At 63.3% G+C, this 18690-nt stretch carries 5 protein-coding genes; 2 read left to right on the top strand and 3 right to left on the bottom strand.

Annotation, left to right across the window (positions count from 1 at the left end; all coding sequences use genetic code 11):
• The first annotated feature begins 3 nt into the window (after positions 1-3).
• Both CAF80_RS21365 and CAF80_RS21360 read left to right on the top strand, forming a co-directional pair.
• Positions 4-12330 (top strand): non-ribosomal peptide synthetase, encoded by a 12327-nt coding sequence (locus tag CAF80_RS21365; protein ID WP_085667891.1) that lies wholly within the window; start codon positions 4-6, stop codon positions 12328-12330.
• A gap of 75 nt (positions 12331-12405) precedes the next feature.
• Entirely contained in the window at positions 12406-13362 is a 957-nt protein-coding gene (locus tag CAF80_RS21360) for an alpha/beta hydrolase (protein WP_085667890.1), read from the top strand.
• Positions 13363-13427: 65 nt separating this feature from the next.
• Here CAF80_RS21360 and CAF80_RS21355 read toward each other — a convergent pair whose 3' ends face one another.
• From CAF80_RS21355 to CAF80_RS21345, 3 genes are all read right to left on the bottom strand, one after another.
• On the bottom strand, positions 13428-15908 hold the full coding sequence (locus CAF80_RS21355; protein WP_134334395.1) for a TonB-dependent receptor: 2481 nt from the start codon (positions 15906-15908) through the stop codon (positions 13428-13430).
• A 113-nt stretch (positions 15909-16021) separates the two neighbouring features.
• Complete coding sequence (locus CAF80_RS21350; RefSeq protein ID WP_085667888.1) at positions 16022-17671, bottom strand: cyclic peptide export ABC transporter; 1650 nt, start codon at positions 17669-17671, stop codon at positions 16022-16024.
• 109 nt (positions 17672-17780) lie between these two features.
• Positions 17781-18668 (bottom strand): formylglycine-generating enzyme family protein, encoded by an 888-nt coding sequence (locus CAF80_RS21345; RefSeq protein WP_085667887.1) that lies wholly within the window; start codon positions 18666-18668, stop codon positions 17781-17783.
• Between the last annotated feature and the right edge of the window lie 22 nt (positions 18669-18690).

Raw genomic sequence — 18690 nt, 5'->3', positions numbered from 1 at the left:
CGCGTGCAAGAGTTAATCGAGTCGGTAGGACAACTTTCGGCTAAGCAAAGAAAGGCTCTGGCGGTTCTGCTCAAGCAGAAAGGCGTCAACCTCTTTGACATTGCCCCGGTTTTCAAGCGCACGGCCGAAGAGCCGCTGCTGCTGTCCTACGCCCAGCAGCGCCAGTGGTTTCTCTGGCAGTGGGCGCCGCACAGCGCGGCCTACAACATTCCGACGGCCTTGCGCTTGCAGGGTCCGCTGGATGAGTCGGCGCTGGAGCGCAGCCTTCAGGCGCTGATCGAACGACACGAAACCTTGCGCACGGTGTTCTCCCAGGAAACCGAACAACCGCTGCAAACGATCCTGCCGCCAGGACCGTTTGCACTGGAGACTTACCCGTTGAGCCCTGAGCTGGCGAGCGACCCGGAGGTCTCGATCCAGGCGTTCGTCCAGACCCAGAGCCAGAAGACTTTCGATCTGCAGCAAGGCCCGCTGTTGCGCGCGGCCCTGTTGCAGATCAACCCGAACGACCATGTGCTGGTGCTGACCTTGCACCACATCGTCTCTGACGGCTGGTCGCTGCAAGTGATGATCGAAGAACTGGTGCAGCTCTACGCCGGTTTCAGCCTTGGTCACGATGCCGGTCTGCCGGCCCTGCCGATTCAATACGCCGACTACGCCTTGTGGCAGCGCCAGTGGATGGAAGCCGGCGAGCAGGCGCGGCAACTGGCCTATTGGCAGGAAAAACTTGGCGGCGAACAACCGGTGCTGGAACTGCCGCTCGATCGCGCGCGCAGTGTCGATCAGAGCTTTGCCGGGGCCAGCCACAACCTGATTCTCGATGCGCAGCTGAGCCAAGGCCTGAAAGCCTTTGCGCGGCAGGAAAACGTCACGCTGTTCGTCTTGCTGCTGGCATCTTTCCAGGCGCTGTTGCACCGCTACAGCGGGCAGTCGGACATCCGTGTCGGCGTGCCGGTGGCCAACCGTGGCCGGGTGGAAATCGAGCGTCTGATCGGTTTTTTCGTCAACACGCAGGTGCTCAAGGCCGACGTTGACAGCCAGACCCCGTTTGTCGATTTGCTGCGTCAGGTCAAACAGACCGCACAGGAAGCCCAGGCCCATCAGGACTTGCCCTTCGAGCAACTGGTGGAAGCCCTGGAACCGGGTCGCAGCCTGAGCCACAGCCCGCTGTTCCAGGTCATGTTCAACCATCAGGCCGAACGCCGCAGCAGTGTCGAGACGCGCCTCAATGGCCTGAGCATCGAGCCGCTGGAATGGCAGAGCCAGACCGCCCAGTTCGACCTGACCCTGAACACCACCGAACAGGCCCGCGGCATCGAAGCGGTGCTCAAGTACGCCACCGATCTGTTCGACGCGGCGACCATCGAGCGTCTGGCGCAGCACTGGACCGCGCTGTTGCAGGCGATCGTCGCCGACCCGTCGCGCAGCATCGGGCAGTTGCCGATGCTTGATGACACCCGTCAGCAACAACTGTTGAGCCAATGGAATCCGACGCGGGTCGAGCACCCGGTCGAGCAGTGCATCCATCAGGTAATCGAGGCTCAGGCTGAGCGCCATCCCGATGCAGTCGCCGTGACCTTTGCCGGGCAACGCCTGACCTACGCCGAACTCAATCGCCGGGCCAACCAGTGGGCGCACCGGTTGATCGCGAACGGCGTCGGCCCGGATGTGCGGGTCGGTGTGGCGGTCGAGCGTTCGCTAGACATGATCGTCGCCATCGTCGCCGTGCTGAAGGCCGGCGGTGCCTACGTGCCGCTGGATCCGGGCTACCCGCAAGACCGCCTGAGCTACATGATCGAGGACAGTGGCATCGGTCTGCTGCTGACCCAAGGCCATTTGCAGGCACAGTTGCCGATTCCGCCGGGGCTCACCTGCCTGGACCTGAGCCAGGCACTGGAGCCGGGCAACAGCGAAAACCCGGCGTGCCTGGCCACGCCGGACAACCTGGCGTACGTCATCTACACCTCCGGTTCGACCGGCAAGCCCAAAGGCGCATTACTGCCGCACAGCAACGTCATCCGCCTGTTCAGCGCCACCGACCACTGGTTCGGTTTCGGCCCGGACGACAGCTGGACCCTGTTCCATTCCTACGCGTTCGACTTCTCGGTCTGGGAAATTTTCGGCGCGCTGCTGTACGGCGGAAAACTGGTGGTCGTACCCCACGACGTCACCCGTTCCCCGGAAGATTTCTACACCCTGCTGTGCGATGAACACGTCACGGTGCTGAACCAGACGCCATCGGCGTTCAAGCCGCTGATGCAACTGGCCAGTGAATCCTCGCGCGACCATTCGCTGCGTTACGTGGTGTTCGGTGGCGAAGCCCTGGAAGTGCAGAACCTGCGGCCATGGTTCGAGCGTTTCGGCGACCGTGCACCGATGCTGGTGAACATGTATGGCATCACTGAAACCACCGTGCACGTGACGTATCGTCCGTTGTCGATGGCCGACCTTGAGCAAAGCCACAGCAGCCCGATCGGCGAGCCGATCGTCGACCTGTCGTGGTACCTGCTCGACAGCGCGCTGAACCTGGTGCCGCAAGGTTGCATCGGCGAGCTGTACATCGCCGGTGCCGGTCTGGCCCGGGGTTACCTGAATCAGCCGGGCATGAGCGCTACGCGTTTTGTGCCCGACCCGTTCAACCCGCAGGCCGGCGAACGTCTGTACCGCACCGGCGACCTGGCGCGCCTGCGCGGCGACGGGGTGATCGAGTACATCGGTCGTATCGACCATCAAGTGAAGATCCGCGGTTTCCGCATCGAGCTGGGGGAAATCGAAACCCGGCTGCTAAAGCATCCGGCGGTGCGCGAGGCAGTGGTGCTGGCAGTCGAAGGCCCGAGCGGTCAGCAACTGGCGACCTGGATCGTGCCGAACGAGGCACTGCAAGCCGATACCGAGGCGGCGCTGCGCGATTCGATCAAGGCGCAACTGCGCGAAGCCTTGCCGGACTACATGGTGCCGGTCAGCTGGGCATTCCTCGAACGCCTGCCGTTGACCGCCAACGGCAAACTCGATCGCAAGCAACTGCCGCAGCCGCAGGTCGCTCAGGTGCAGGAAGCGTATGCCGCGCCGCGCAGTGAGCTGGAACAGCAACTGGCCGCCATCTGGCAGGACGTGCTGAAGGTCGAGCGCGTCGGCCTCAACGACAATTTCTTCGAGCTGGGCGGCGATTCGATCATTTCGATTCAGGTGGTCAGCCGCGCCCGTCAGGCGGGCATCCGTTTCACGCCCAAGGACATCTTCCAGCATCAGACGGTGCAGCGCCTGGCAACGGTCGCGCAGCAGAGTGACGCGGTGCTCGCGACCCAGGGCGATGTGCTCGGCGAGGCGGTGCTGACGCCGATCCAGCAGTACTTTTTCCACAGCGATATCCCGGCGCGTCATCACTGGAACCAGTCGATCCTGCTGACTCCGACCAAACCACTGGCGGCGGCTGCACTGGAGCAAGCGTTGCAGCACCTGCAACGACACCATGACGCCTTGCGTCTGCGTTACCGCGACCTTGAGGGTGGCTGGCAACAGACCCACGCGCCGGTTGAACAGAACCTGGAACTGCTGCGCACCGTGACCTTGCAGGAAAACGCGGCTTTGCCGGCGCTGTGCCAGGAACTGCAACGCAGCCTCGATCTGGACAGCGGTCCGCTGATCCGCGCGGTGCTGGTGGACTTGCCTGACGCCAGCCAGCGCCTGTTGCTGGTGATCCATCACCTGGTGGTCGACGGGGTGTCCTGGCGGATCGTGCTGGAAGACCTGCAAACCGTTTATCAACAGCTGACGGCGGGGCAGGTTGTGCGCCTGCCGGCCAAGACCACCGCGTTCAAGGACTGGGGCGCGCGCCTGCAAGGGCATGCGCGCAGTGCCGTGCTGGAAGCCGAGCTGGATTACTGGCGCGGGCAGTTGAGCGGCGCGGGCATCGAGCTGCCGCTGGACAACCCGCAGGGTCAGTTGAGCAACCGTTTCGAGCGCAGCGTCGATACGCGTCTGGATGCCGAGCGCACCCGGCAGTTGCTGCAACAGGCCCCGGCGGTCTACCGCACCCAGGTCAACGACCTGTTGCTGACTGCGCTGGCCAAGGTGCTGTGCGAATGGACCGGTGCCGAGAGCGCGCTGGTACAGCTCGAGGGCCATGGTCGTGAAGACCTGTTCGACGATGTCGACCTGAGCCGCACGGTGGGCTGGTTCACCAGCATGTTCCCGGTGCGTCTGACCCCCGGCGCCGGTGTCGAAACGTCGATCAAGGGCATCAAGGAGCAACTGCGGGCGATCCCCAACAAGGGCATCGGCTATGGCCTGTTGCGTTATCTGGGCAGCGCCGAGGCGCAGGCCGTCCTGGGCGGCGCGGCGCAGCCGAAGGTGACGTTCAACTACCTCGGCCAGTTCGACAACAACTTCGATGAAGACCCGTTGTGGGTGCCGGCTACCGAAGACAAGGGCGCCGGGCAGGACGAACGGGCGCCGATGGCCAACACGCTGACCATCGATGGCCGGGTTTATCAGGGGCAGTTGAGCCTGACCTGGACCTACAGCGGCGATGTGTTCGAAGACGCGACCATCCATGCGCTGGCACGTGCCTATGAAGAGGCGCTGGCCGAATTGATCGACCATTGCCTGAATCACCCGAGCGGTGGTCTGACACCGTCCGACGTGCCGCTGGCCGGGTTGTCCCAGACCCATCTGGACAACCTGCCGATCGTTGCCCAGCGGATCGAAGACATCTATCCGCTGGCGCCGATGCAGCAGGGCATTCTGTTCCACAGTCTCTATGACGCCGATGCCAGCGCTTATGTCTATCAGATGTTGCTGGACATCGAAGGTCTGGACGTCGCGCGCTTCCAGCAAGCCTGGCAGCGGGTGGTGGATCGCCATGAAGTGCTGCGCGCCGGTTTCATCTGGGGCCGCGACGGTCTCGACACGCCGCTGCAAGTCATTCATCGCCAACTGACCCTGGAAATGCCGGAAGTGGACATGCGCCACGAGCCGGACCTGGCCGTGGCCATGGAGGCGCGGGCACGGGCTGATCTGGAGCGCGGTTTCGATTTGCAGAACCCGCCGCTGCTGCGTCTGTGCCTGTTGCGCACGGCCGATGATCGCCATCGCCTGATCTTTACCTGCCACCACATCCTGATGGATGGCTGGAGCAACTCGCGGATGTTCGGTGAGGTGCTGCAGGATTACGCCGGTCATCCGGTGCCGGGTGCGCAGGGCCGTTACCGGGACTTCCTGGCCTGGCTGCAAGGCCAGGACAAACAGGCCGCGCAGGCTTTCTGGCGCGGGCAACTGGCCGAGCTCGACGAGCCGACCCGTCTGGCCTCGGCGTGCCCGGGCAACGTGCAGCCGGGGGCGGGCAAGGGCGTGCATCGCCTGACCTTCGACGCCGCTTTCACCCGTCGCCTGAACAGCTTCTCCCGGCAGCAGCAAGTCACCCTCAACAGTCTGGTGCAGGCAGCATGGCTGCTGATTCTGCAGCGTTACACCGGCCAGGCCACGGTCGCGTTCGGCGCCACGGTGTCCGGGCGTCCGGTGGATTTGCCGGGCATCGAGCAGCAACTGGGGCTGTTCATCAACACCTTGCCGGTGATCGCCAGCCCGCAACCGGGCGTCAGCGTGCGCGACTGGGTGCGCAGCGTGCAGGACAAGAACCTGCAGTTGCGCGACTTCGAGCAGACGCCGCTGCAAGACATTCAGCGTCTGGCCGAACTCAACGGCGAAGCGTTGTTCGACACCTTGCTGGTGTTTGAAAACTACCCGGTGTCGGAGACGCTGGAGGCCAATCCGGGCGGCCTGCGCTTCGGTGGTCTGGAACACCGCGAGCAGACCAACTACGGCCTGACCCTGATCGCCGGTGCCGGCGAGGTCCTGAGTCTGGACTTCAACTACCTGACCGAGCAGTTTTCCGAGCGCGGCGTAGTTGGGTTGGCCACGCACCTGGAAGTGGTGCTGCAACAGTTCCTTGAGTCGCCGCAACGCCTGTTGGGTGAAGTCGGGCTGCTGTCGGGTGCCGAGCACGACACCCTGGCGCAATGGAACGACAATCACGCCGCGTATCCGGCTGAGCGTCTGATTCATCAAGGCTTCGAAGCGCAGGTCCTGGCCCGTCCCCAGTCGGTGGCCCTGAGCCACGGCGGCGTAGCCCTGAGCTATGCCGAGCTCAACCGCCGGGCCAACCAGTTGGCCCGTCATCTGGTAACGCTGGGCGTCGGCGCCGAGGTTCGGGTGGGCGTGGCGATGCCGCGCTCGGCGGAACTGGTGATTGCCTTGATGGCGGTGCTCAAGGCCGGTGGCACCTACGTGCCGCTGGATCCGGACTACCCGGCCGACCGCGTGGCGTACATGTTGGAAGACAGCCAGGCGAAGGTCCTGCTGACGCAACAATCGCTGCTGGGGCAACTGCCGCAGACCGACGCACAGGTGGTGCTGGTGGAGGCGGGCGGCGAAGCCTTTGCCGACACGGCTGCCGAGAACCTCGACGTGCGTGGCGATTCGGCGAACCTGGCCTACGTCATCTACACCTCCGGCTCCACCGGCAAACCCAAAGGCGTGGCGATTGCCCACCGTAACGTCCAGGCGCTGATCCACTGGTCCGCCGACGTTTACAGCGAAGCCGAACTGCAAGGTGTGCTGGCATCGACCTCGGTCTGCTTCGACCTGTCGGTGTGGGAGATTTTTGTCACCCTCGCGCGTGGCGGTTCGATCGTCATGGCGCGCAATGCCCTGGAGCTGCCGGACCTGCCGGAGCGCGATCAGGTGCAACTGATCAACACCGTGCCGTCGGCGATCGCTGCCTTGCACCGTGCCGGGCATATTCCGAATGGCGTGCGGATCATCAATCTGGCTGGCGAGCCGCTCAAGCAAAACGTGGTCGACAGCCTGTATCGCGAGACGTCGGTGGAGCACGTCTACGACCTGTACGGGCCGTCGGAAGACACCACTTATTCGACCTGGACCCGCCGCGAAGCCGGCGGCCAGGCGAACATCGGTCGGCCGCTGGTCAACACCACCGCGTACCTGCTGGACGGGCAACTGCAACCGTCGCCGATCGGGGTGGCGGCCGAGCTGTATCTGGCCGGTGACGGCATCACCCGCGGTTACCTGTTCCGTCCGGGCCTGACCGCCGAGCGGTTCGTGCCGAACCCTGCGTCAACCAAGGGCGAGCGGATGTACCGCACCGGCGACCTGACGCGCCTGGGTGACGACGGTCTGATCGAATACGTGGGCCGCATCGACCATCAGGTCAAGGTGCGCGGTTTCCGTATCGAGCTGGGTGAAATCGAAGCGCGCCTGCTGGCCCAGGGCAGCGTGCACGAGGGCGTGGTGCTGGCGGTGGACGGCCTCAGCGGTCAACAACTGGTGGCGTATGTGGTGCCGACCCAATCCGGCCTCAGCCTTCAGGAACAGGATGAGCTGAGCGAATCGCTGCAATCCGCCCTCAAGGCGCACCTGCCGGATTACATGGTGCCTGCGCAGTGGCTGTACCTCGAGGCGCTGCCGCTGACCCCCAACGGCAAACTGGACCGCAAGGCCTTGCCGGCACCGGACGTCAATCAGTCGGCCCGGGACTATGTCGCCCCATCAACGGAGCTTGAGCAACAGCTGGTTGTGGTCTGGCAAGACATCCTGAAGATTGACCGGGTCGGTGTGACCGATAACTTCTTCAGCCTGGGCGGTGATTCGATCATCTCCATCCAGCTGGTCAGCCGTGCGCGCCAGCAGGGCATCCGCTTTACCCCCAAGGATCTGTTCCAGCAACAGACCGTGCAGAAACTGGCGACGGTGGCGTCGGTGGAGTCCGCGCAGCAGGCCGACGGCACGCCGGAAAACTACCCGCTGGCGCGTCTGGAACAGGCGCAGCTCGATGCGTTGCCGGTGCCGGCGGATCTGATCGAGGACGTTTATCCGCTGTCGCCGATGCAGGAGGGCATGCTGTTCCATACGCTCTCGGACAATGGCAGCAGCCTGTACGTCAACCAGGTCAGCTTGCCGATCCAGGGCCTGGATGTGGAGCGTTTCCGGGGCGCCTGGGAATTTGTGATCGATCGCCAGGCGATCCTGCGGACCAGTTTTCACTGGCAGGACGGGCTGGCCAAGCCGTTGCAAGTGGTCCATCGTCAGGCCCCGCTGCAAATGCAGGTGCTCGACTGGCGCGAGCGTGAGGTCAGCGATGAATTGATCGCCGGGTTCGCCAGCGATGATCGTGCCCTCGGCTTCGACTTGTCCCAGGCCCGTCTGCAGCGGGTGACGCTGTTGCGCCTGAGCGATGACCGCTATCAGATGATCTGGACCAGCCACCACATCCTGATGGACGGCTGGAGCAGCTCGCGCCTGTTCGGCGAAGTCTTGCAGTACTACTCCAAGGGCAAGGTCAGCGGTGAGAACGGTCGTTACCGCGACTTCATCGCCTGGTTGCAGGCACAGGATCAGGACGCGCAGGAGCTGTTCTGGAAAGCGCGTCTGGCGGCGGTCAACGAGCCGACGGCGTTGAGCCAGGCGATCCATCCGCGCCACTCGGCCGATGTCTCCGGCCACGATGCGATCTACTCGAACTGGGATCAGGCGCAAACCGCACGCCTGTTGCAGTTCTGCCGCGACCTGCGCATCACCCCCAACACATTGATTCAGGGCGCCTGGCTGCTGCTGTTGCAGCGTTACACCGGGCAGCGCACGGTCACGTTCGGTGCCACGGTTTCGGGGCGTCCCGAAGGGCTGGCGAATGTCGGCAACATGCTGGGTCTGTTCATCAACACCTTGCCGATCATCCAGACGCCGCAGGCCGATCAGCGCCTGGCGGACTGGCTGGGCGAAGTGCAGGCCTACAATCTGGACATTCGTGACTATTCCCAGGCGCCGCTGGCCGATGTGCAGCGCTGGTCCAACCTCGGTGGCCAGGCGCTGTTCGACAGCATCATCGTGTTCGAGAACTTCCCGATCGATGATCGCCTGCAAGAAGAAAACGACACCGACCTGACCTTCGGCAAATCCATCGGCCACGGCGTGACCAACGTACCGATGGACCTCGCGGTGATGCTGGGTGACGAGCTGTCGATCGAGTACCTGTACCTGCGCAGCCACTTCAGCGCCGAGGCCGTGGAAGGCATTCGCCTGACGCTGGAAAACACCCTCGAAGCGATGATGCGTGCGCCTTACGAGCGACTGGGCAATCTGCAGCGCCTGTCGAACGAGCAGTGGCAGGCGATCCAGGCCTGGAGTGCCGAACCAGTCTCCAGCCACGAACCGGTGCTGTTGCCGCAACTGATCAGCCGGCATGTACAGCATCAACCAGAGGCTATTGCCCTGCAGTGCGCCGGGTTGAGCCTGAGCTATGCCGAACTTGAACAACGGGCCAATCGTCTGGCCCACTGTCTGACCGAACACGGGGCGGGTCCGGAAGTGGTGATCGGCGTGGCGCTGCCGCGCTCGCTGGAAATGGTCGTCAGCTTCCTCGCCGTGCTCAAGAGCGGTGCGGCGTACGTGCCGCTGGACATCGATTATCCGCCTGAGCGACTGGCGTACATGATCGAGGATTCGGGCATGGCCCTGTTGCTGACCCAGAGCAGCCTGCGCGCCACCTTGCCGGCGCCCGAAGGACTGTTGCGCCTGGAAATCGATCACCTCGACGAGACCCGTTACCCCGATCACGCGCCGGTTTGCCGCGTGCAGGAGCAGGGGCTGGCGTATCTGGTCTATACCTCCGGTTCCACCGGTCGGCCGAAGGGCGTTGCGGTCACGCAAGGGCCGTTGAGCATGCACTGTCAGGCTATCGCCGAGCTGTATGAAATGGACGCCAGCAGCTGCGAGCTGCACTTCATGTCATTCGCTTTCGACGGTGCCCATGAGCGCTGGTTGAGTACGCTCTACAGCGGTGGCCGTCTGGTGATTCGCGACGGTTGCCTGTGGACCCCGGAGCAGACCTACGCCGCGTTGCACGAGTATGGCGTCACCATCGCCTGCTTCCCGCCGGCCTATCTCAAGCAGTTGGCGGAGTACGCGGCGGCCAGCGGCATCGCGCCACCACCGGTGCGCATTTACTGCTTCGGCGGCGATGCCGTGCCGGACCAGACCTTCGAACAGGTGAAGGCGGCCCTGCGCCCCGAGTACTTCACCAACGGTTATGGCCCGACGGAAACCGTGGTCACGCCGATGCTCTGGAAGGTCCCGGTGAGCCAGCAGTGTGAAGCGGCCTATGCACCGATCGGTCGTGCCGTCGGCGCACGTTCGCTGTACGTGCTGGACGAGGATCTGAACCCGCTGCCGCCAGGTTTTGCCGGTGAGCTGTACATCGGCGGTTATGGGGTTGCCCGTGGTTACCATGGCCGTGCGGATCTGACCTGCGAGCGCTTCGTACCCAATCCGTTCGCGGCCGGCGAGCGCCTGTATCGCAGCGGCGATCTGGTGCGTTTGCGTCAGGACGGCGTGGTCGATTACGTCGGGCGCATCGACCATCAGGTCAAGGTGCGCGGTTTCCGGATCGAGCTGGGTGAGGTCGAGGCCAGCCTGCGTCAACTGGAGGGAGTGACCGATGCGCTGGTGATTGCCCGGGACAATGCGTCCGGCAAGCAATTGATCGGTTATGTGGTGATGCCGACGGGCGAAGACGTGGGCGATGAACTGAAGGCCGGGCTGCGCGCCTCGCTGCCGGAGTACATGGTGCCGGCGCAGATTGTCTGCCTGAGTGCTTTCCCGGTCACGCCCAACGGCAAACTCGACCGCAAGGCGCTGCCGGAGCCGGACTTCAAGAGCGAGGAATATGTCGCCCCGCGCAACGAGCAGGAAACACTGCTGGCCGAGATCTGGACCCAGGTGCTGCAAGTCGAGCAGGTGGGCATCACGGACAACTTCTTCGAATTGGGCGGCGACTCGATCCTCAGCCTGCAGGTCATTTCCCGGGTCAGGAACCATCCGACGTTGCAGATGGATCTGAAGCTGCGCGATCTGATGCGCTATCAGACCATCGCCGGCATCGTCGAACAGAACGTGACGAAGGAAGGCGCCGGACAGCCGCTGGTGGACGTCACGCAGGTGGCGGGCGAGGGCTTGTTCAATCTGTTGCCGATCCAGGAGTGGTTCTTCGCCGAGGGCATGTCCGAAGCCCATCACTACAACCAATCACTGCTGTTGAGTGCGCGCCAGCCACTGGATCTGGATGCGCTCGAACAGGCCCTGGGCTGGATCGAGCAACACCACGACTCGCTGCGCCTGCGCTTCACTCAGGAGAACGGGCGCTGGCTGCAACGCTACTGCACCGCCACCGAACAGGGCGATGCGGTGCTCTGGCGCCGTGAGGCCGAGAACAGCGAGCAGGTCGAAGCGCTGGCCAACCTTGCCCAGCGCAGCCTCAAACTGGACGACGGGCCGGTCTGGCGGGTGATGCATGTCGCCTTGCCGGATGGTCAGGCGCGACTGCTGGTGGTGATTCATCACCTGGTGGTCGACACCGTGTCCTGGCGGATCCTGCTCGATGACCTGAAAACCGCTTATGAAGCGTGTGTGCAGGGGCTGGCGCCGCAACTGCCGATTCGTACCAGCAGCTATCGTTCGTTTGCCGAGGCCTTGCAGGCGAAGGCCCCGGCGATTGCCGAACAGGAACTGGCGTACTGGCTGGAACAACTGGATCAACCGGGCGTCGATCTGCCGTGCGACAACTACCGTGGCAAGAACCAGGTGCGGCAGCAGGCGCAGGCGCGGCTCAAGTTGTCCCGCGAGCACACCGAACAATTACTCAAGCAGGCGCCGGCGGTCTATCGCACGCAAATCAACGACCTGCTGCTGTCGGCACTCGGTCGGGCCCTGTGCCGCTGGAGCGGCCAGCCATCGGCGCTGATTCTGCTGGAAGGGCACGGCCGCGAGGATCTGTTCGAATCCATCGACCTGAGCCGCAGCCTTGGCTGGTTCACCAGCATGTTCCCGGTGCGGTTGCGTCCGGACAGCGACGATATCGGACGTTCGATCATCGACGTACAGGCGCAGCTGGCGGCGGTGCCGCAGAAGGGCATCGGTTACGGCGTGCTGCGTCATCTGGCGGGCGCCGAGGTGTCCCGGCAACTGGCGGATCTGCCGCAGGCGCGGGTGACGTTCAACTACCTGGGGCAGTTCGACCAGAGCTTCGACGAGCAGGCGCTGCTGGTGCCGGCGCTGGAAGAAACCGGTGACAACTACAGCCTGAAGGCGAACCTGGGCAACTGGTTGGAAATTGTCGGCCAGGTGTATGACGGCCAGTTGGCGTTGCGCTGCATCTACAGCAGCCAGCGTTACCGCGCCGGCACCATGGACGCACTGATGCAGGATTACCAGCGTGAACTTGAAGCGCTGATCGAGCATTGCATGGCGCGTGTGGGCTGATCGCTGCACGTCGGATCAATTTTGGGGGGCGTTGCCGAGGCGCGCCCCTTTTTTGCTGATACAAGGATCTTCGCGATGTCGTTACACCCTGATCTGGAAGCCTTTCTCGACCTGGCTCAAGACAGCCAGGATGCCGGTCTGCCGGCGCTGCACCAAATGACCCCGGCCCAGGCCCGGGACACCTTCGAACAGACCACTGCGCAGTTGCGCTGGACGGCGCCCGAAGACCTGGACGTGCAGGCCATCAGCGCGACCGCTCGGGACGGTGCGCCGCTGGCACTGCGTCTTTATCGCCCGCACGGTGTGTCGGCGCTAATGCCGGTGCTGGTGTATTTCCACGGTGGCGGGTTTGTGGTCGGAAGCCTCGATTCCCATGACGGCGTGTGTCGCGAGTTCTGCCGGCGCACGCCATGCGCGGTGCTCTCCGTGGGCTATCGACTGGCGCCGGAGCACCGTTTCCCGACGGCACTGGAAGACGGTGAGGACGCCTTGTCGTGGCTGGCCGAACACGCGGCTTCGTTGGGCCTGGACGCGGGCCGGGTCGCCTTCGGCGGTGACAGCGCCGGGGCCACGCTGGCCACCGTACTGGCGGTGCAAGCGGTGGTTCAGCCGCACACCGTGGCCATCGCGCCCAAGGCTCAGTTGTTGTGCTATCCGGTCACCGACGCTTCGCGTGCCCATGATTCGCGGGCCCTGTTCAGCGAAGGCTATCTGCTGGAAGACGAGACACTGGACTGGTTTTACGGGCATTACGCGCGCACCCCGGAAGATTATCAGGACTGGCGTTTCTCGCCGTTGCTGGCCGAAGATCTGCGTGGCGTCGCCCCGGCCATTGTCGTGCTGGCCGGGTTCGATCCGCTGCTCGATGAGGGCCAGGCGTATGTCGACAAGTTGCGTGAGCACGGTGTGAGCGTCGAGCTCGAGCACTGCCCGGGGTTGACCCACGATTTGCTCAGGCTGGCGTCGGTGATGCCCGATGTCCTGCAGGTACACGAAACCCTGAGCCGTGCGCTGAATCGCGCGTTGAACTGAACCCCAGACCAATTCGCAGACCAGAAAAAACCCCGCAATGCGGGGTTTTTTCATGGGCGCTGTAATCAGAAGTCGGCTTTGACCGACATCACGAAGTTGCGCGGATCGCCGTAGAAGTTACCGAAACTTTCGGTGCCCACCGTGGCGTAGTAGCGTTTGTCGAACAGGTTGTTGCCGTTGAGGGCGACGGACCAGGTGTCATCGATGCGGTAGCCGATGCGACCGTTCCAGACCGCATAACCCGACTGGGTGATGTTGTCACCGCCCAGTGGCGAGGTGCGGTAGTTGCCGCTCTGGGCGTTGACGCCGGCACCGATGGTGACGCGATCCAGAGGGCCGCTCAGGCTGTAGTCACCCCAGACGCGCAGCAGGTGGCGCGGTACGTAGGAGTTGTAGACCACGCCGTCCTGGGTGGCGTCGGCATCTTCCAGCACTTTGGTCTGGGTGTAGGTGTAGCCGGCCAGCAGTTGCAGGCGATCGATCACTTCACCGCTGACTTCCGCTTCGAAGCCCTGGGCGCGGACCTTGCCGGAGTTCAGCGAGCAGGAACTGTCTTCACAGCGCGGGTCATCCTGGGCCGCATCTTTCTGAATGGTGCGGAACAGGTTGAAGGAGCTGTTCAGACGACCGTCGAACCACTCGCCCTTGATCCCCAGCTCGTAGCTCTGGCCGATCAGGGGTTTGAGGGTGCTGCCGTCAATGGTCTTGTAGCCGCCTTGCGGGGTGAAGATATCGGTGTAGCTGGCGTACGCGGTCAGGTTGTCGTTGAGGTCGAACAACAGCCCGGCAAACGGGGTGACCTGTCCGGTTTCGGTGGACTTGGTGCTGACCGGGGTGCCTTCACCGCGGAAGTACTGCACGGAGTCGGTGTCGGACTTGTACCAGCTGACACGGCTGCCCAGCACGAAGGTCAGCGGGTCTGCCAGTTTCAGGCGGGCAGTGGAGTAAACGCCGTATTGCTTGATGCGCATGTCCACCGGACCGCCCCGGGAGGCGTTGGCCAGGTAGTAGCTTTCGTCAGGCTGGGGCAGGTGATGGTTCGGGTTCAGCACGTTCTGGCGCTGTGGCAAGGCCGCCACGGCGTAGAAGTCATCCTTGTGGGAACGGCTGGCGTTGGCGCCGACGGTGAGTTCGTGCTGCTGGCCGAACGCGTCGAATTTGCCGTCCACGTAGGCATCGAAGCCGTAGTCGGTCTGCTCGTAGTCGTAGATGCTCCCCAGCATCAGCGTGTTGGAGCTGGTGGCGCCTACCGGCACCGCGCCGCTCGGGAACGCGTATTCCATGTCCTGGGTGTTGCGCGAAAAGACCCCGGCCACTTTCAGGGACCAGTCGTCGTTGAACTGGTGTTTCACGTCGCCGAAGTAGGTGGCGCGTTTGCTGCGCTGGTTGTTCCATGAGGTGTTCAGGCAGGTGGAGCGCTTGAGGTGCAGGTCGGAGCCATCGGCATAGCGCGGCAGACCGCCCCAGCAAGGTGTGGCGTCGACGTCTTCATAGGCCATGCCCAGGCCCAGGGTGGTGTCGGGGCTGAGGTCGAAGTCCAGCGCACCGTAGTAGATCTGGTCCTTGCGGCTGGCCACGTCATAGAAGTACTGACGGGTCTGCTGGGTGACCACGGCGCGGCCACGGATGGTGCCGGCGTCGTTCAGCGGGCCGCCGGTGTCGACCTGACCTCGATAGTTGTCCCACGAGCCTGCCGAAAGCGACAGTTGGGTGTGCGGGGTGTCCTGGCCGCGCTTGCGCACGAAGTTGACGCCACCGGCCGTACCGCCTGCGCCTTTCATCATGCCGGCAGCACCGCGCAGCACTTCGACGCGGTCATAGATGGCCATGTCGCTGTTGAAGCTGTCGGCCTGTACGTAGCTGCTGCCAATGTCCAGCGGCACGCCGTCGTACTGGTACTGGCCGGTCATGCGGAAACCGCGCGAGTAGAAATACTTGCCGCCCATGGGCGAGTCGTAAACGGTGATGCCTGGAGTCTTTTCCATCACTTGTTCGATGGTGTTGAGGTTCTGGTCGTCCAGCATCTTGCGGGTCATGACCGTGACCGACTGCGGGGTTTCCTTCAGCGAGTGCACGCCCTTGCCGATGGTCACGCCACCGGTGGTGTAGGAGTTGCTGCCTTCGGTAGTGGCCGTCAGTCGTTGCCCATCGATGTTGGTCGGTGCCAGTTCCATCGCGCTGCCGGTGGCGGGTGCCAGCAGGGTCACGGTATTGCCGTCACGCTGGTGACGGATGCCGGTGCCCTTGAGCATGGCCGCGATTGCGCTGTCGTCCGCATACCGGCCGTTCAGGGCGGTGGAGCGCAGCCCTTGCAGGCTTTCCGGGCTGTAGATGATTTGCAGGCTGGTCTGCTGACCGAGCGATTGCAGGGCCTGGACCAAAGGTTGCGCCGGGATGTTCAGATTCCATTCCTGAGCCTGGACATACGGGGTGACGGCCAGCGTCATTGCCAGTCCCAGGCCGGTGGTGGCCAGACGGGAGCGGGTAGCACCGTGCATGAGCAGGGCTCGGGTCAGTGGGCGAAGCATGAAGCGGGATGCGGACATGAGGTTAAGACCTTGGCAGGTATAGTTGTTAATGGTTCTTATTCATCTCATTAAGACGAGAAAGCCGCGGTAAACCGGAAAATATTTTTCCGGTCTGGCCGCGGCTTCGTCGATCAAGCGGTTTGCAGTTCGCTTTTGACCTTTCCGGCCTCCATGCGCACTAGCTGATCGGCAACGTCGAAGTAACGGTCATCGTGGGAAATCACGATGATGGTCTTGCCCAGCCGTTTCAGGTCGGGCAGGAGTTCGGTGTAGAAAATCCGCCGGAATGTCGGGTCCTGATCGGCGGCCCACTCGTCGAACACCAGCACCGGGCGCTCTTCGAGCCAGGCGTTGACCAGTGCCAGACGCTTGCGCTGGCCGGTGGACAGATCGGTGGTGGTGAAGGCGCCATCGCGTACGCTGACTTTGTGCGCGATCTCCAGGCGTTCGAGGTAGCGGGTAGCGTCCTGCGGTACTTCGCGGTCTCCCTGAATCAGGTCGTCGAACAGGTAGTAGTCGGCAAAGATCGTGGTGAAGTTCTGGCGGTAGTCGTCACGGTTCAACGCGGTGATCGGCTGACCGTTGACCCGGATTTCGCCTTCGGTCGGCGCATACAGGCCCAGCAGCAGTTTGATCAGGGTGGTTTTGCCGCAGCCGTTTTCACCGACGATAAACACGATGTCGCCTTGCTCGATGCGCAGGTTGACCGGTCCGAGGCGGAACGGTTCGCTGCCTGCCACTGGCGGGAAGGCATAACGCACATTGTTCAATTCCAGACGGTTGACGACACCGGGCTTGTTGCCCTGGTCTTGCAGCAGCAGGTGCGGCTCGGGCGAGGAGAATTGCTCGCTCAGTTCGGCAATCCGGCGGAAGGCAATCTGCGCGCGGCTGATGATCGGCAGTGTGCTGACCAGATGTTCCAGCGGGCCCTTCATGTACAGCAGCACCAGCACGAAGCCGCTCATCACGGCCTTGTCACCGCTCGGCCAGAACGATTGCAGGGCCAGTGCCATGCCGATCACCACGAAGAACAGCATCGAACCGAAGGACTTGGCAATCACGAAGGTGTTGATCGATTTGATCTGGGTGTCGCAGATCTTTTCGGCAGTCTTCTGGATACCCGACACAAACATACGCTGGCGGCGCGGGCGATGGATGCGCAGCTCCTTGGCACCTTCGGCGATCGCGTTGTAGTGCTTTTGCAGTTCGTCTTCGGAGTCGCGCGCCGCATAAAAACCGCGCATGCCCTTGGCCCGGGCAATCGCCTGGATGGTGGTGCCGATGGCGATCGCCACCAGCATCATCAGGAACATCGGCCAGGACAGCATCGCCAGGTAGCCGAGGCAACCCAGGGTCACGGTCATGGAAATGGCCAGCGGTGCAAACGCGAAGGCGAAGTCGCTGATGGTGTCCACGTCGTGGGTCAGCACCGGAATCAGGCGGTGGCTGCGATAGCGTTCGATCTGGTCGATCGGCGCCGACAGCACTTTCTCCCCCAGCTCTTTGCGCAGGCGGGCAATGATGTGTTGGCCGACGTAGTTGGTGCCGATGTCGGACAGGATCGTGGTCAGCAAGGCCAGGGCGCACAGCCCGGCGAAAATCATGACCACGGTGCGGGTCAGTCCGTCGGCCGAGTGCAAGGCGTTGTTGATGGTCGCCAGCAGCACGGTGACGCTCAGGCCGCCGATCATGCCGAGCACGATGGATACGCAGACAATCAGGCGGAAGGGCTTGAGCAGGGCGAACAATTCGTTGATCGCCCCACGCGTTGGCTTGGTCATGGAGGATTCCTGCTTCGGTGCGGAGGGAGTGCCGGTATGTAAGGAAAACGAATGGTCACGGGGTTTCTTTAAACGACCGCAGACGGGCTGCGGTCGCTGACAGTCGGGCTCAGAGGTCGCGCACTACGCGAAAGCCCAGCCAGTCGCCCTTGCTGGTCGGCCAGCTGCTGTTGCGGTTGCCGGAACGGGAAAACACCGGTGCTTCGCCCCAGTCGTTGCCGCGCATGACCTGGCGTTCGCAGTTTTCCTGCACCCACGGACGGCCGTCGTTGGGTACGCCGGAGTAATCCTTGTGATAACAGTCAGCCGTCCATTCGTAGACGTTGCCGTGGGCGTCGTACACGCCAAAGGCGTTGGCCGGGAAGGTGCCGGCCGGTGACGTGAAGTTGTAACCGTCGGCGGCGCCGTAGGTGTTGGCGTGTTTGGAAATCTGGTAGTCGCTGCCTTCGTCGAACGGGAAGGGGAACGATCCGGTGCTGCCGCCACGGGCCGCGTATTCGCGGATCGACTCGCTCGGCAGGCGATAGCGGTGGCCGGACTTTTTCGACAGCCAGTCGATGTAGCCCTGGGCTTCGGCCACGTTCATGCAGACGGCCGGGTCGCGTTTGGTCTGTTTGAACTCGGGCTTGCCGGCAGTGCAGCGGCGACCCGGGCGATCATCGAAGTCGTAGGGTTTGGCGCCGGTCTCGCGGACATACGCGTCCCACTCGCCGACCAGCACCTGAAAGCGGCTGATGGCGAACGGTCGGGTGAAGGTCACTTCGTGTCGCGGGCCTTCGTCGGGTTCACGGCCGACTTCGTCGTCCGGTGTGCCCATGGTGTAACTGCCGGTCGGCAACACCACCATTTCCGGACAGTCCTTGCAGTCCTTGAACACTTTACCGGGTGCCGGCGGGGTGGCTGCCAGGGCAGTGCCCGGCAGCAGGCCCGCGCACAGGGCGGTCAGCGCCAGTGCGGACAATGCCTTGAAGGCGGTTGAGGCGTGAGGCTTTTTCATGAGTCGTCTCTGTTTAAAGGAA

Source organism: Pseudomonas sp. B34(2017), from assembly GCF_002112915.1.
GTDB classification, from domain to species: Bacteria; Pseudomonadota; Gammaproteobacteria; order Pseudomonadales; family Pseudomonadaceae; genus Aquipseudomonas; species Aquipseudomonas pharyngis.
This window is presented reverse-complemented; position numbering and strand designations above follow the sequence as displayed.

Bases quoted from the DNA above. Each gene is read 5' to 3' on its own strand.
- CAF80_RS21355 (WP_134334395.1), bottom strand. From the start codon at position 15,908: ATGTCCGCATCCCGCTTCATGCTTCGCCCACTGACCCGAGCCCTGCTC.
- CAF80_RS21360 (WP_085667890.1), top strand. From the start codon at position 12,406: ATGTCGTTACACCCTGATCTGGAAGCCTTTCTCGACCTGGCTCAAGAC.
- CAF80_RS21350 (WP_085667888.1), bottom strand. From the start codon at position 17,671: ATGACCAAGCCAACGCGTGGGGCGATCAACGAATTGTTCGCCCTGCTC.
- CAF80_RS21345 (WP_085667887.1), bottom strand. From the start codon at position 18,668: ATGAAAAAGCCTCACGCCTCAACCGCCTTCAAGGCATTGTCCGCACTG.